This window comes from Mycobacterium sp. 852002-53434_SCH5985345, from assembly GCF_001667155.1.
Taxonomy (GTDB): domain Bacteria; phylum Actinomycetota; class Actinomycetes; order Mycobacteriales; family Mycobacteriaceae; genus Mycobacterium.
Genome location: NZ_LZIE01000092.1, coordinates 26951 through 40281 on the forward strand (window position 1 = coordinate 26951; position 13331 = coordinate 40281).

The following is a 13331-nucleotide window of genomic DNA, read 5'->3' on the forward strand; positions in this document are numbered from 1 at the left end:
AACTCTGAACTGCAGGTTTAGGGTCGGCTGCGGGAATTTTCGCCGCCCAACACGCGCTGTTAATTCGCGGTCGCGGGCGTCGGACCCGTAGACTCCGTTTCGTCACCAATCGTTCCCCAGGGAGCCGCCCAATCGTGACCGCCGGAGAACCTGAGCAGGACCTGAACTCGCCTCGTGAAGAGTGTGGTGTCTTTGGGGTTTGGGCCCCGGGCGAGGACGTCGCAAAACTCACCTATTACGGCTTGTACGCCCTGCAGCATCGCGGGCAGGAAGCCGCGGGTATCGCCGTCGCCGACGGATCGCAGGTCCTCGTCTTCAAAGACTTGGGCCTGGTCAGCCAGGTGTTCGACGAGCAGACGCTCGCGGCGATGCCGGGCCATGTGGCCATCGGGCATTGCCGCTACTCCACCACGGGCGACACCACTTGGGAGAACGCGCAACCGGTGTTCCGCAACACCGCCGCCGGCACCGGCGTCGCTCTGGGGCACAACGGAAACCTGGTCAACACCGCTGAGCTTGCCGCCCGCGCCCGCGACGCGGGCCTGATCGCCCGGCGCGCCCCCGCCCCGGCCACGACGGACTCCGACATCTTGGGCGCGCTGCTGGCCCACGGCGCGGCCGATTCCACGCTGGAGCAGGCGGCCCTGGATCTGCTGCCAACCGTGCGCGGCGCGTTCTGCCTGACGTTCATGGACGAGAACACGCTGTATGCGTGCCGCGATCCGCATGGGGTGCGGCCACTTTCACTCGGACGGCTGGATCGCGGCTGGGTGGTGGCCTCCGAAACGGCAGCCCTCGACATCGTCGGCGCGTCGTTCGTGCGCGACATCGAGCCGGGCGAGCTGCTCGCGATCGATGCCGACGGGGTGCGCTCCACGCGTTTCGCCAACCCCACCCCCAAGGGCTGCGTCTTCGAATACGTCTACCTGGCGCGTCCGGACAGCACGATCGCCGGCCGGTCCGTGCACGCCACCCGGGTGGAGATCGGTCGCCGGCTGGCCCGCGAATGCCCGGTCGACGCCGACCTGGTGATCGGGGTCCCGGAGTCGGGTACCCCCGCCGCGGTGGGATACGCGCAGGAGTCCGGCATCCCGTACGGACAGGGCTTGATGAAGAACGCCTACGTCGGGCGGACCTTCATCCAGCCGTCCCAGACCATCCGCCAGCTCGGTATCCGGTTGAAGCTCAACCCACTTCGCGAGGTCATCCGAGGCAAGCGGCTCATCGTCGTCGACGACTCGATCGTGCGCGGGAACACCCAGCGCGCGCTGCTGCGCATGCTGCGCGAGGCCGGCGCCGTCGAAGTCCACGTGCGTATCGCGTCGCCGCCGGTGAAGTGGCCCTGCTTCTATGGCATCGACTTCCCGTCGCCGGCCGAACTGATCGCCAACGCCGTGCAGGACAAAGAGGAGATTCTCGAGGCGGTGCGGCACGCCATCGGCGCGGACACCCTCGGCTACATCTCGCTGCGCGGCCTGGTGGCGGCCTCCGAACAACCCGCGTCGCGGCTCTGCACCGCCTGCTTCGACGGCAAGTATCCGATCGAACTGCCCGAGGAGACTGCCTTGGGCAAGAACGTCATCGAGCACATGCTCACCAATGCCGCCCGCGGAGCCGGTCTCGACGATCTGGCACCCGACGAAGTGCCGATCGTCCACTGAGGGACGTCCGGCGCGCCCCTTCCAAGACGTTTGATAACGGCGGTCGGCGGCGCCCGGTAGCCTTTATCGCGATGACGGATCCCGGAAAAAGCCCCGGACGAAGCCCGGGCACCCACGGCATCACCTACGCGTCGGCCGGGGTGGACATTGAGGCCGGCGACCGCGCCGTTGAAATGTTCAAGCCGCTGGCGACGAAGGCCACCAGGCCCGAGGTGCGGGGCGGCCTAGGTGGGTTCGCCGGACTGTTCGCGTTGCGCAACGATTACCGCGAACCGCTGCTGGCGGCGTCCACCGACGGTGTCGGAACCAAACTGGCGGTCGCCCAGGCGATGGACAAGCACGACACCGTCGGCCTGGACCTGGTTGCGATGGTGGTCGACGACCTCGTGGTCTGCGGCGCCGAGCCGCTGTTCCTGCAGGACTACATCGCGGTGGGCCGGACCGTGCCCGAACGCCTCAGCGCGATCGTGGCGGGTATCGCCGAGGGGTGCGTGCGCGCCGGCTGCGCGCTGCTCGGCGGCGAAACGGCCGAGCACCCCGGCCTGATGGAACCGGACCACTACGACATCTCGGCGACCGGTATCGGCGTCGTCGAGGCCGACGACGTGTTGGGTCCCGAACGCGTCAAACCCGGCGACACCATCATCGCGATGGGCTCCTCCGGCCTGCATTCCAACGGCTACTCTCTGGCCCGCACGGTGCTGCTCGAGATCGACCGGATGAACTTGGCGGGTTATGTGGAGGAGTTCGGCCGCACGCTGGGCGAAGAGCTCTTGGAACCCACCCGGATCTACGCCAAAGACTGCCTGGCGTTGACCGCCGAAACCCATGTCCGCACGTTCTGCCATGTCACCGGCGGCGGATTGGCCGGCAATCTGCAACGCGTCATCCCGCACGGCCTGGTCGCCGAGATCGACCGCGGGACCTGGACGCCAGCACCGGTGTTCGCCATGATCGCCCAGCGTGGCCGGGTGACGCGCGAGGAGATGGAGAAGACGTTCAACATGGGCGTGGGCATGGTCGCCGTCGTCGCCCCGGAGGACACCGACCGGGCCCTGGCCATCTTGACGGCCCGCCACCTGGACTGCTGGGTGTTGGGAACCGTCTGCAAAGGCGGTAAAGAGGGCCCGCGGGCAAAGCTCGTCGGGCAGCACCCGAGATTCTAAAAGCCGGGAGCCGGGCTAGCGCCGTGCCGAAGCGGATGGCACCGGCGCAGTGGTGCTGGTCTTAGCGACGCCAGTCGTCGCTGTCTGCCCAGGAGTCGGCGACGCCGTCGTCCTCCAGGTCGGTGGAGTCGTCGGCACCCGTTCCTGCCAGCTCTTGCTGAAGCCGCTGGAAGTCGGTCTGCGGGGAACTGTATTTGAGTTCTCGAGCAACCTTGGTCTGCTTTGCCTTAGCCCGGCCGCGGCCCATGGGGGAACCCCCTCGCGCAATAACGGAGCGGCCTAACGAGTAGGCGGCTCCGATCTCCTGGTGTCGTTATTGTCCTGCTGACAGTTTACCGTGCCTTACGGTCGGGTGTCGGTCCCCCCTGCCGCTGTGGCGGACGTCATTCACAATTATCTCGCACCGCCCCGCAAGCGTTCAACGGCCAGCCGTCCCGCGCCGATCTGCTCTGCGGCCGGCAGCGAATCCGGGTCGATCACCGCAGCCACCGAAGCCTGCGGGCCGGTCGCCAGTTCCGTGTCGGCGGGCACCCCGCGTTTGAGTAGCGCCAGGGCCACCGGCCCGAGGTCCACGTGGTCCACCACGGTGCCAAGGCGACCGACCGCGCGACCGCCGGCGAGCACCGGGTCACCCGTCGAGGGCCGCTCGACCGAACCGTCGAGGTGCAACAACACCAGCATCCTGGGCGGTTTACCGAGGTTATGCACCCGCGCGACTGTCTCTTGCCCCCGATAACAGCCCTTGTCCAGGTGGACGGCGCCCCCGCCGGGACCGCCGATCCACCCCACCTCGTGCGGAATCGTGCGCTCATCGGTGTCGACGCCCAATCGCGGGCGCAGCGCCGCCACCCGGTGCGCTTCGTACGCCCACACCCCCGCAGGTCGCAGGCCCGCCTGCACCAAACGTTCCTGCCAGCCCGCGGACTGGCCGCGCGGGACCACCAAATCCAGTTCGATCTGGCCGGCGGGACCGCCGGGCATCCGTCGCAGAAAGCCCCCGCCGGCCACCGGGATCGCCGTCAGCTCGGCGGGCAGGGCGTCCACGCCGAGCGTGTCGAGCACCGCCCGGTCGCACAGGCGCGGCCCCAACAGCGAAAGCACCGCCATGTCGGCGGCAGCCGGGGTGACATCAGACCAGAAGACCATCTTGCGCAGGTATTCCAGCAGCGGTTCGCCGCGCCAGGGTTCGGTATCCAGGTAGGTGGTGCCGCCGAGTTCGGTTTGGACCCAGTGGTCCTCGACGCGGCCCTGACCGTCGAGGCTGAGGTTCTGCGTGCTGGCGCCCTCGGCGAGGTCGCTGACGTGCTGAGTGGAGATGCTGTGCAGCCACTTCTGGCGATCGCTACCGGTCAGGGTGAGGACGGCGCGGTGCGAGCGGTCCACCACGACCGCAGCGGTTTCGGCCGCGCGCTGCTCGCCCAGGGGATCGCCGTAATGCCAGACGGCGCCCGCGTCGGGTCCGGCATCGGGCGCGGGGACTGGATTCATGTGCGCCGCTCCTCTCCCCCGCAAGCGGGAGGTACCCCCACATCGCTAGGCTCCGCATCGTCGCCGGCGCGATTCACACGTCAACTCTACGGATTAGCCGCGACCGCGTCGCCGAGCGTGCGGCTGGCCGCACACCCGCCGCCGAGCGTGCGGCGGGCCGCACACCCGCGGCTAGGCTTTACCTCCATGGCAGGCCAGGCGGGTGTGATCGTCACGCTGGACGGCGCGATTCATCCGCCGGACGCGCCTCTGCTGCACGCCGACGACTTGGCGGCGGTTCGCGGCGACGGCATCTTCGAGACGCTGCTGGTTCGCGACGGCAGACCCTGCCTGGTCGAGTCCCATCTGCAGCGGCTGACCCAGTCGGCGAGGCTGATGGACCTGCCCGAGCCCGACCTGCCGAGCTGGCGCGATGCGATCGACCTGGCCACTCGGCAGTGGGTCGCGGACACCGCTGACGAAGGCGCGATGCGGCTGATCTACAGCCGCGGCCGGGAGGGCGGGACGACGCCGACCACCTACGTGATGGTCAACGCCGTCCCCGAACGAGTGACGGCGGTCCGGCGCGAGGGCCTGGCCGCGATGACGTTGGACCGTGGACTGCCCGCCGCCGGCGCCGACGCGATGCCGTGGCTGCTCGCCGGCGCCAAGACCCTGTCCTATGCGGTCAACATGGCCGCCCTGCGTCATGCCGCCCGGCAAGGCGCCGGCGACGTCATCTTCGTCAGCTCGGACGGCTACATCCTGGAAGGACCGCGCTCGACGGTGGTGATCGCAACGGAGGCCGGTGGGGACCTGTGCCTGCTGACACCGCCGCCGTGGTATCCGATTTTGCGTGGCACCACGCAGCAGGCCCTCTTCGAGGTGGCGCGGACCAAGGGCTACGACTGCGACTACCGCGCGTTGCGGCTTGCCGATCTCAATGCGGCGCAGGGGATCTGGCTGGTCTCGAGTATGACGTTGGCTGCCCGCGTACACACGCTCGACGGTCGGCCGCTGCCCCGGTCTCCGCTGGCCGCCGAATTCGCCGCACTGGTCGACTCGGCGATCGTCAGTGATCGCTAAGCGCTGAATTGTGTTGTCGGCTTGCGGAATCCCGGGTACGGTCGGCCGTACACAAGAAGGGAGGTGGTCCGCGAAATTGATAGCTTCATGGACATGTGAGGTGGCTGCGCGCTAGCAGCAGTGGCTTTCGAAGAGCCGGCGATTTACGCGCGCTGGCGAATTCCCCGTAGCCACCCGGCCCCCGAGCTTCCGGTCTGTCCAACCAGGAGCCTTGCTCGGGGGCCGCTCCATGTCACGACACCGGAGAGCCGTGCGCGTTCACTTCACGTTGGCGGCCATCGCATCGGCGATCTGACCGCCTTGGTCCTGGATGCCCACTTCGCAGGCCATGACGTCGAGCACAACATCAGCTACCGCGCTCAGCACGCGCTCGCAGGATGCACGGCTGGGATCTCCCGGCTTGCGCGACAGGGTAATTCTTGACGGAGCCTCGACCACGTTCCCGAAGGTCCAGTTGGCCTTGTTATTGAACCGCACGGTTAAGCCATTGCAAGCCTTCCATTTCTGGGTCGATGCCTTCAGGAAATCATTGGCTTCCGCTGCGCTTTTGAAGCTGACCGCGGCTTGGTAAACGCGGTAGCTGCTGTCCGCCGTATCCAAGCCCTGCCCGCTGACTCCCGTCGGCGTGAAGCCTTGGTAGGCGGACTGCCGAATCGGATCGAACGCGGCGAAGCAAGCCGGATTTGACAAGTTCTCGTCCGGACGTAGCCGCGTGGTCGTCTCGCTGCTCGCGATTTCCAGGGTTTGTGGCGCTGCCATGATGGTGGTCACCTGCCCAGCGTCGAGCAAAAGCGAGTCCAGCCGCGCGTTCGGCTCCGGCGCGGGCGCCGCCTGCCCGGGCGCCCCCTGTGGGGGCGCTACCGTGGCCGCCCCCGTCGCCGTAGCACGTGTCCCGGCCGGTGCCTTCTTCGAAGTTGACCCCTGGCTCATGACGACAACCCCCACCACGATTGCGACGACGACCGCGAGGGCGGCTCCGCCGATGATGACCAGCCGCCTCTTGGAACCACCGCCGGCCGCGGCAGGGACCGCGGTCGCGGTTGATGCGCCGCCTGGTGTCGTCGCAGTGGCCGTGCCTTCCGAAAAGGTCTTCGGCGCCTGCGCCTTGGCGTCGGGTGTCGTCGGCGACTCTTCCTGGTCAGAGTCGATCGACGCCAGCACATTGTCGATGTCGTTTCGGGTGCGGTAGGTGACGTCGTGGCGCAGACGCAGCATCCGCAACAGTTGGGCGATGTCGCTGCGGGCGCTCGGGTCGTCGCCGTCCTCATCGAGTCCGGATCTGAGTTCGACCAACAATTGGAGCTGCTGCTGCGGGCTGAGCTCCTTCTCGGCAAGCATGTCGCCCAACCGTGTTATGTAGCCGAACGGGACGGGCGGCTCGTCGGGCAGCGGATCGGGCAAGGGGTGGGGCTTAGCGGTGAGCGAGTGCACGGCGGTGACCAGTTGAATGCCGGCGTCAACAGTCGGATTCCGGTAGTCGATGATCTGCAATGCGGCAAGCGGATTCACGCGCATGCTGCCTATATCGCCGATGCGAACCGGAAGGATCGGCTTGTTCAAAGCCTGCGCGTAGCGCAGCTCGGACTGACTGGGTTTCGACTGTAACCAATTGCTTGAGAGCGCGACGAGGAACAGGTCGCAGGCACGGATCTGCTCGAGGATCTTGGCCCACCAGGAGTCGCCGCCGCCTAGCTCTTGGTCGAACCACACTTGCTGTTGGGCGCGGCGAAGGGCGGCCGCCAGGGCATCGACCGTTGACCTGTCCTGGCTCGAGTAGCTGAGAAACAGCGCCATCACAGTCTCCTAAGGTGAGGCCGAGCGAACCAAGTTGGCCATAGCCCGCATGCGACCTTCCACATGCGCCGATACCGTATCAGTGCTAGACCCTTTCGGGATGGCCAATTCAGCGCCATTCGAGTCGATTGCGCCCTCGACGCTTATCGCTCGTCGCCATTCAAAATATGGCTTTCTTGGGTGGGGTGGAATTCGGCGTAGCGCCGCCCGAATTCTTCGGCGGGAACGGGCCATTGTTCGCCGGTCTCCCCGCGTACGATCCAGTCGCCCTCGGCGGCGATGGTGGGGCCCTCCAGGGTGTTGACCGTTTCACCAGCGTGCGCGGGACGTGCCTGAACGCAGCCCCTGCGTTGCCATTTCCCGTCAATTGCCGGTTCATACGTGTCGCGGAAAATGGCGTCGCGCACGGACCAGATCTTTCCGTCTTCCTGGAGCGCCCAGTCGCCGGCGTCGGCGCGCATGGTGTGCCCGGAATCCGACGTCCACGTCCACGGGGCGTCGCGTTGTTCCGCGCTGACCGTCCCGACCCGAGTGAAGGATTGCCACATCGGGCGCGACCGGAAGCCCAGCTGGCGCAGGCTCCACAAAGTACCCGCCAAGCTCTGCACCGCGGTATTGAGCAAGTCCGGCGTGCTTTCCACCACCGACCAGTCGACCAGCTTGTCGTGGATCTTTCGTGAATCATCGCGAGGCGAACCGTATTTCCAGCCGTTGTGGCGGTAATAGCGACACCAGTCCTCGTGCTCAGCCCGCGCCATGCTCATCGCGGAATCCCGGTCGAAACCCATCAGAGCAAGCTGCTCCAATGGCGGCAATCCCACCATGTCGTTCCCGGAAAGCTGCGCCGGTGGGCTGCCCCACGTATTCCAGGTGTGCCCCGCGATGTTTTCCACCATCCACAGCGCGTTGCGTACCTGACGTCGGTTGGACCCGCGGTAGAACTCATTGAGGTCGGCCCACGGCATCGCGGCCGGGGACCGCGGACCCCCCGGGTCGATCGTCGAGACATAGCGCTCGTGAATCAGCCTCGCCGCACGCTCCCAAGCATCCTGGACCCGGCCCTCACGACTGTCGAGCACCAGCGAGTACGACTGCAGCATTCCTACGACCCGGATCGCGTCGTCAGCGAGGTTGGTGTTGAGATCCGATGCGTAAACGGGCATCTCGGGGAAGCGCGCAGCCAGCCTACTTGCCATCGCTGCCTGAGTGTCGACCAAAATCACCGCGCTGGTCTTAGGGTCGGCATCGCCAATCAAACGCAGCATGGTGGGTACCGTTGCTGCCTCCGATACCGCATCGATCGCCGGTCCATCCGACATGAAGCCGGCCTGCTGGCGATGAAAGTCGTGATCCCGCAAGTAGTCGTCGGCGTCGCGTTCGACGAGTGTGAGCGCCGGTAGCGGGAGCGCATCCGGCGGCGTATAGAAGTCACGCTCGAGGGCGCGGCGGGTCAGGTCCGCGCACAAAGCCAAGGTTAATTGCGAAGTGCCGCATACGAATACCCGCTGAATTGTCTGGGCGTCGATGATGCTGTCGAGGAGCCTGGCTGCGGTCACCTCGTACTTTCCGATCACGTCGGCCGCCCATCGGGTGTCCGATCCACCGAATTGCTGGGCGCGCCACGCTTCGGCCAACCACGGGTCGTCCATGCGCACGATGAGCGGCAACCGCTGCTTGTGACCGACCTCGGCGAGCCGACGACCGATCAGGTCAAGCCACAACAGATTGATCGCCGGATCGGGCGCCATCAAGTAGAGCCGTGCGAGGTGGCGCCACAGTCGCAGCGACACAAGGGTGGACGGCGTGCTGAAATCGACCAGCACCACTCGGGCACCCTGCCTGCGGGCCCGCTGTACGTGGTCGTCACCCGCGTTGGTGATCACCACCAAGGTGTTGCGACGGTCCAACGTCTCCGCGATCCCGCTGATCATCGCCTGGGTCTCGTCGTCAATGCCCACGATGACAGTGACGGAGTCTGCGAGGTTCGCCCGTAATCGGTCCACCTGGGACCGAAAGGCCGCGATAACAACGCCACCCAATCCAGTGAAGATCGCGGCCAGGGCGGTCACCCGTGCCACCTCCAAGGCGATTGGGGTGGGCACAGGGCAGGGTTGTCCGCTCAGCGAGAAATCACCGGTGCTGCCCTTGACTAACGAGGCGGTAGCCATCAGCGGGGTGAACAGCGCCGGGTGGTTTGCATCGTGGCAAGACCAAAAGGAGCTGAGGCCGAGTATGGCGGTCAAACCGATCAGGGCCGCGATAACGGTGAACGAGATACCTGTTGCGCGGCCGCCGCCCGTCGATCGGAACGCCATGACGAATAACGCCAGGATCGCCAAGGTCACCAACAGCGTCGGCCCCGAGCCGGGCTGACCGAACCACCTCAACCACGCCGGCAATGCGTCCCTGCTCACAGGCCGCAGCGCCAAGAGGCACAGATAGCCAAGGAGAAGCAGGCCGGCAACGGACGCGATACGGCGGACAGGAGGGGACGTCGTCACACTACGACGCATCCGCCGACCTCCTCAGATCGTGGTTGCACGCACATGATGACACTGGAGACGACCGCTTGGAGGCTGAATGAGCTGGGCGGTTACCCGGCGTACCGCGAGAGCCGCGCCGAAAGGTGGGGAACGAGGCCGCCGTCGGCGTCCACCCGTTCCTCGACATAGGCCAGGTCGCCGCCCTCGACGATCCCGTAGAGCCGTTTGGCACCGCCGACCAGCACACCCGATCGGCTGCGGGCCAGCGCATCGGTCACCAGCTCCCACGACGACTGGGTACGGGGCCGTCCGTAGAACAGTTCCACGTACCCGGCCGAGTGGGCCAACAGCAACTCGATGGCCTGAGACTCGGTGGGGTCGTCGGGATCGCTGACAAAGCGCCAGAAGCCCGTTTCGCGCAAGCCGTGTGCCTGGTAATCGCCCGTCTCGTCGAGCCGCCACGAGCGGGATTCCCAGTTCAGGTAGTCGCCGCCGTCGTGCGAGACCACAATCTGCTGGCCGAAACGGTAATCCCCGTCGTGTCCGCGGCCCTCGCCTTCTCCGCGCCACACACCGACGAGCGGCAGCAGCGCCAGCAGTGCGTCATGCAGGTTGGCGCCTTCGCGCAGGTTGGCGGTGTCGGCGGGAAGCGGCAGGTCGTCGAAGGCGGGAATGTTGCGGCCGGCGGTCAGCTTGGCGCGCTCAGCGGCGGCGGCCACCGCGCGATCGCCGGAGCTCGCAGAAGAACCCAGGTCGTCAGCGGTCACGATTCGTCGGTGATGAGCCGGTACAGCGTGTAGAGCGCGAACCATGAGATCACCACGACGGCGACGACCAGCATGATCTCGAAGAAGAGCACCACGGGGACAAGTCTATTCGCCGCGGGAGATCCCGGTCAGGGCAGCCGGGGTCTCAGGCGATCTTGACGTCCACCTCGTGGATGCCCGCGCCCGACGGGGTCACCACGGCGTTCCCGTTGCCGGCCGCCGACAACGCCCGCAGCGTCCAGGACCCCGGCGCCGCGAAGAATCGGAAGTCGCCCGTGGCCGACGCGACGACCTCGGCGGTGAACTCGTCCGACGAGTCGAGCAAGCGGACGAACGCGCCACCCACCGCCTGGCCGTCGCTGTCCACGACCCGGCCGGTGATCACCGTTTCCTTTTCCAAGTCGACGCTGGCGGGCAACGTCACTCCTTGCTTCGGGGCAGAGCACATATCAGCTTCCCAACTCAATCGGGGCACCCACCAGGGAGCCGTATTCCGTCCAACTTCCGTCGTAGTTCTTGACGTTTTTGTGGCCGAGTAATTCCCGGAGCACGAACCAGGTGTGCGACGAACGCTCTCCGATGCGGCAGTACGCGATCGTTTCCTTGGTGCCGTCCAGTCCGGCGTCGGCGTAGAGCTTGGCCAACTCCTCGTCGGATTTGAAGGTTCCGTCCTCGTTGGCGGCCTTGCTCCACGGCACGTTGATCGCTCCGGGGATATGGCCGGGACGCTGGCTCTGCTCCTGCGGCAGATGCGCCGGCGCCAGGATCTTGCCGGAGAACTCGTCGGGTGAGCGCACGTCGACCAGGTTCTTGGCGTTGATGGCAGCGATGACCTCGTCGCGGAAAGCCCGGATGCTGTTGTCCGGGGCGGCGGCGGTGTAAGAGGTTGCGGGCCGGGTGACCGTGTCGCTGGACAGTGCACGCCCATCGAGTTCCCACTTCTTACGGCCGCCGTCGAGCAGCTTGACCTTGTCATGGCCGTACAGCTTGAAGTACCAGTAGGCGTAGGCGGCGAACCAGTTGTTGTTGCCGCCGTAAAGGATCACGGTGTCGTCGTTGGAGATGCCGCGTTCGCTGAGCAGTTTCGAGAATTGCTGCGCATCGACGAAGTCCCGCTTCACCGGGTCCTGCAAGTCGGAACGCCAGTCCAGCCTGATCGCGCCGGGGATGTGGCCGGTGTCGTATGCGCTGGTGTCCTCGTCGACTTCGACGAAGACGACACCGGCTGCGTCGAGATTGCTCTCGGCCCAGTCCGCGGAGACCAGGACGTCGGAGCGTGCCATGCGGGGGATCCTTTCGATCGCTTTCTATGAACAGGTCATGTGGTGCGCGCGGCTCCTCGGAAACGCGCAACCAGTGGGTAGAGCTGGCAACCCAGGCAGATGCCGAAGGCGGCGTTCAGGAACGCGGCGACCAGCGCCCCGGCGGTGGCGATGACGCCGACCAAGAAGGCGCCCGCGGCGAACGCGACGGCACCCACGAGCGCAAAGATCAAGCCGACGAGTTGGGCGAACTTCAGCGGTGCGACCGGTTCGCGCTCGGTGACGGGGCCGATCCGGGGTGCAACGACGAGGGCGAATATCCGCCCATAGGGATGCTTGCGCGGGCCGCCCGCGGCGCCGATGGCGAAGACAATGGCCTGCACCCCCAGAATGACCGCCGCCGCCAGCGGACTCGCGGCGGACACGGCAAGCGTGAGCACCAGGACCGCGGTGGTCACCCAGGCGGCGAACCTGGGGCCGCGCACGTCGACGGTGTCCGGCTGGGTGTTGGTGTTGCTGATCGGCACGGTACTACTCCTGAATACGCCTGCTGCTGAGGGAACGAACGACGGGAGACGGGCCACGGTAACGTTCCGGGGCTGCTCCGAGTGCGGCGCGAAAGTGCGCGGCGACTCAGCAGCTACAGCGACAGCAACAGCCCGCGGTGCGGCACAGATCGACTGCGCGGCGTTGGGTGAGCAGGGGCTCAATGCGGGCTAGCACGTCGGCAAGCTTACCGAATGACGTTCAGTGATCAAATCCAGCGGCGGTCGCCCCGCGGACCGCAAGCCGTCGGCGATGGCGGGGTCACGACTGCTTGAAGCCGTCCAGATCGACGGTCACTCCATAACTGATGCCCTCGATGATCACGTCTGAGCCGCGCGCGCCCTCGGTCTTCGGTGCCACCCCGAACGGGAGCCGCTGGTTGGGCACCCTGGTGGTGAAGGCGCGCAGCACCGCATCCCGCTTGTCATCCGGAACGGCTTGATCCGCGGTGTCCGCCCCGGTCAGGACGCCGGTCGGAGTGATCACCAGCGTCGACTGGTCGTCCGGGGCGATGGAAAGGTCCACCGAGACGCTGACCCGGTGCTCGAAGTTGGCCGAGTGCGGGGTGCCGCTGAACACCAGACCGTGGCTGTCGGAGATGCCCGACGCGGTGACGCCGCCGGTGGCGGTATTGGTCTCCTTCGGCGGCGCCTCGACCATCAGGTCGCTGATGCCCAGATAGCGGCCCAGGTGGGTCGAGCCGATGATGATGCGGCTCTCCAGTTTGCCCACCGGCAGCTTCGCGGCGGGTTCGATCAGCCAAGACGTGTGGGTCAGGTCGACCGCGTACATGGTGGCTTCGAGGGTGGCCTTGCCGACCGTTGCATGGTCGACGGCGTTGGCTTTGATCTCCACCTGGTTGTAGTGGTGGCGCATCGCCTGCGGGATGAAGGGAAACGCCACGATGGCCACGAACGGCTCGGACCTCAGATTGGCCGCCTTGCGCACGCTGCAGGACAGCCGGTATTCGGCGTAGATGCTGCTTCCGTAGTCGACAACAACGGCACCGACCACAACAGCGGCCAGCGCGATCGCCACGGCCACCACCCCGATCAGGACCTTGCGCACCCGCATATTGTCGCGTAGCCCCCTGCGCGCC

General features: G+C 66.5%; 13 protein-coding genes. 3 read left to right on the forward strand and 10 right to left on the reverse strand.

The window, feature by feature from the left end:
• Positions 1 to 134: 134 nt before the first annotated feature.
• Together purF and purM are read left to right on the forward strand one after the other, a co-directional pair.
• Positions 135 to 1661, forward strand: coding sequence for an amidophosphoribosyltransferase (gene purF, locus A5756_RS23120; protein ID WP_066957900.1), 1527 nt, complete (start codon positions 135 to 137; stop codon positions 1659 to 1661).
• A 71-nt stretch (positions 1662 to 1732) separates the two neighbouring features.
• A complete protein-coding gene (gene purM, locus A5756_RS23125) occupies positions 1733 to 2827 on the forward strand; it encodes a phosphoribosylformylglycinamidine cyclo-ligase (protein ID WP_066957902.1) in 1095 nt (364 codons plus the stop codon).
• A gap of 61 nt (positions 2828 to 2888) precedes the next feature.
• Here purM and A5756_RS23130 read toward each other — a convergent pair whose 3' ends face one another.
• Both A5756_RS23130 and A5756_RS23135 read right to left on the reverse strand, forming a co-directional pair.
• Positions 2889 to 3074 carry a DUF3073 domain-containing protein gene (locus A5756_RS23130; protein WP_066957904.1) on the reverse strand — a complete coding sequence of 62 codons (186 nt, stop codon included), beginning with the start codon at positions 3072 to 3074 and terminating at the stop codon, positions 2889 to 2891.
• Between the two features lie 146 nt (positions 3075 to 3220).
• Positions 3221 to 4315: a folate-binding protein YgfZ gene (locus tag A5756_RS23135; RefSeq protein WP_066957906.1), complete on the reverse strand. Its 1095-nt coding sequence runs from the start codon at positions 4313 to 4315 to the stop codon at positions 3221 to 3223.
• A 204-nt stretch (positions 4316 to 4519) separates the two neighbouring features.
• On the opposite strand from A5756_RS23135, the gene A5756_RS23140 reads away from it, so the two are divergent.
• Positions 4520 to 5380, forward strand: a complete 861-nt coding sequence (locus A5756_RS23140; protein ID WP_156659782.1) for an aminodeoxychorismate lyase — start codon at positions 4520 to 4522, stop codon at positions 5378 to 5380.
• A 258-nt stretch (positions 5381 to 5638) separates the two neighbouring features.
• Here A5756_RS23140 and A5756_RS23145 read toward each other — a convergent pair whose 3' ends face one another.
• From A5756_RS23145 to lmeA, 8 genes are all read right to left on the reverse strand, one after another.
• Positions 5639 to 7174 (reverse strand): sensor domain-containing protein, encoded by a 1536-nt coding sequence (locus A5756_RS23145; RefSeq protein WP_066957910.1) that lies wholly within the window; start codon positions 7172 to 7174, stop codon positions 5639 to 5641.
• A 143-nt stretch (positions 7175 to 7317) separates the two neighbouring features.
• Entirely contained in the window at positions 7318 to 9588 is a 2271-nt protein-coding gene (locus tag A5756_RS23150) for a hypothetical protein (protein ID WP_232005393.1), read from the reverse strand.
• A gap of 179 nt (positions 9589 to 9767) precedes the next feature.
• Positions 9768 to 10424 (reverse strand): FABP family protein, encoded by a 657-nt coding sequence (locus A5756_RS23155; protein ID WP_066957915.1) that lies wholly within the window; start codon positions 10422 to 10424, stop codon positions 9768 to 9770.
• A 145-nt stretch (positions 10425 to 10569) separates the two neighbouring features.
• Complete coding sequence (locus tag A5756_RS23160) at positions 10570 to 10872, reverse strand: DUF1416 domain-containing protein (RefSeq protein ID WP_003877205.1); 303 nt, start codon at positions 10870 to 10872, stop codon at positions 10570 to 10572.
• A gap of 1 nt (position 10873) precedes the next feature.
• Positions 10874 to 11707 (reverse strand): sulfurtransferase, encoded by an 834-nt coding sequence (locus tag A5756_RS23165; protein ID WP_066957917.1) that lies wholly within the window; start codon positions 11705 to 11707, stop codon positions 10874 to 10876.
• A 35-nt stretch (positions 11708 to 11742) separates the two neighbouring features.
• Entirely contained in the window at positions 11743 to 12213 is a 471-nt protein-coding gene (locus tag A5756_RS23170; protein ID WP_066957919.1) for a DUF4395 domain-containing protein, read from the reverse strand.
• A gap of 106 nt (positions 12214 to 12319) precedes the next feature.
• Positions 12320 to 12409 carry an Ms5788A family Cys-rich leader peptide gene (locus tag A5756_RS26750; RefSeq protein ID WP_369816355.1) on the reverse strand — a complete coding sequence of 30 codons (90 nt, stop codon included), beginning with the start codon at positions 12407 to 12409 and terminating at the stop codon, positions 12320 to 12322.
• 84 nt (positions 12410 to 12493) lie between these two features.
• Positions 12494 to 13306, reverse strand: a complete 813-nt coding sequence (lmeA, locus tag A5756_RS23175) for a mannan chain length control protein LmeA (protein WP_066957921.1) — start codon at positions 13304 to 13306, stop codon at positions 12494 to 12496.
• Positions 13307 to 13331 lie beyond the last annotated feature (25 nt).

Bases quoted from the DNA above. Each gene is read 5' to 3' on its own strand.
- purM (WP_066957902.1), top strand. From the start codon at position 1,733: ATGACGGATCCCGGAAAAAGCCCCGGACGAAGCCCGGGCACCCACGGC.
- A5756_RS23130 (WP_066957904.1), bottom strand. From the start codon at position 3,074: ATGGGCCGCGGCCGGGCTAAGGCAAAGCAGACCAAGGTTGCTCGAGAA.
- A5756_RS23135 (WP_066957906.1), bottom strand. From the start codon at position 4,315: ATGAATCCAGTCCCCGCGCCCGATGCCGGACCCGACGCGGGCGCCGTC.
- A5756_RS23145 (WP_066957910.1), bottom strand. From the start codon at position 7,174: ATGGCGCTGTTTCTCAGCTACTCGAGCCAGGACAGGTCAACGGTCGAT.
- A5756_RS23160 (WP_003877205.1), bottom strand. From the start codon at position 10,872: ATGTGCTCTGCCCCGAAGCAAGGAGTGACGTTGCCCGCCAGCGTCGAC.
- A5756_RS23165 (WP_066957917.1), bottom strand. From the start codon at position 11,707: ATGGCACGCTCCGACGTCCTGGTCTCCGCGGACTGGGCCGAGAGCAAT.
- lmeA (WP_066957921.1), bottom strand. From the start codon at position 13,306: ATGCGGGTGCGCAAGGTCCTGATCGGGGTGGTGGCCGTGGCGATCGCG.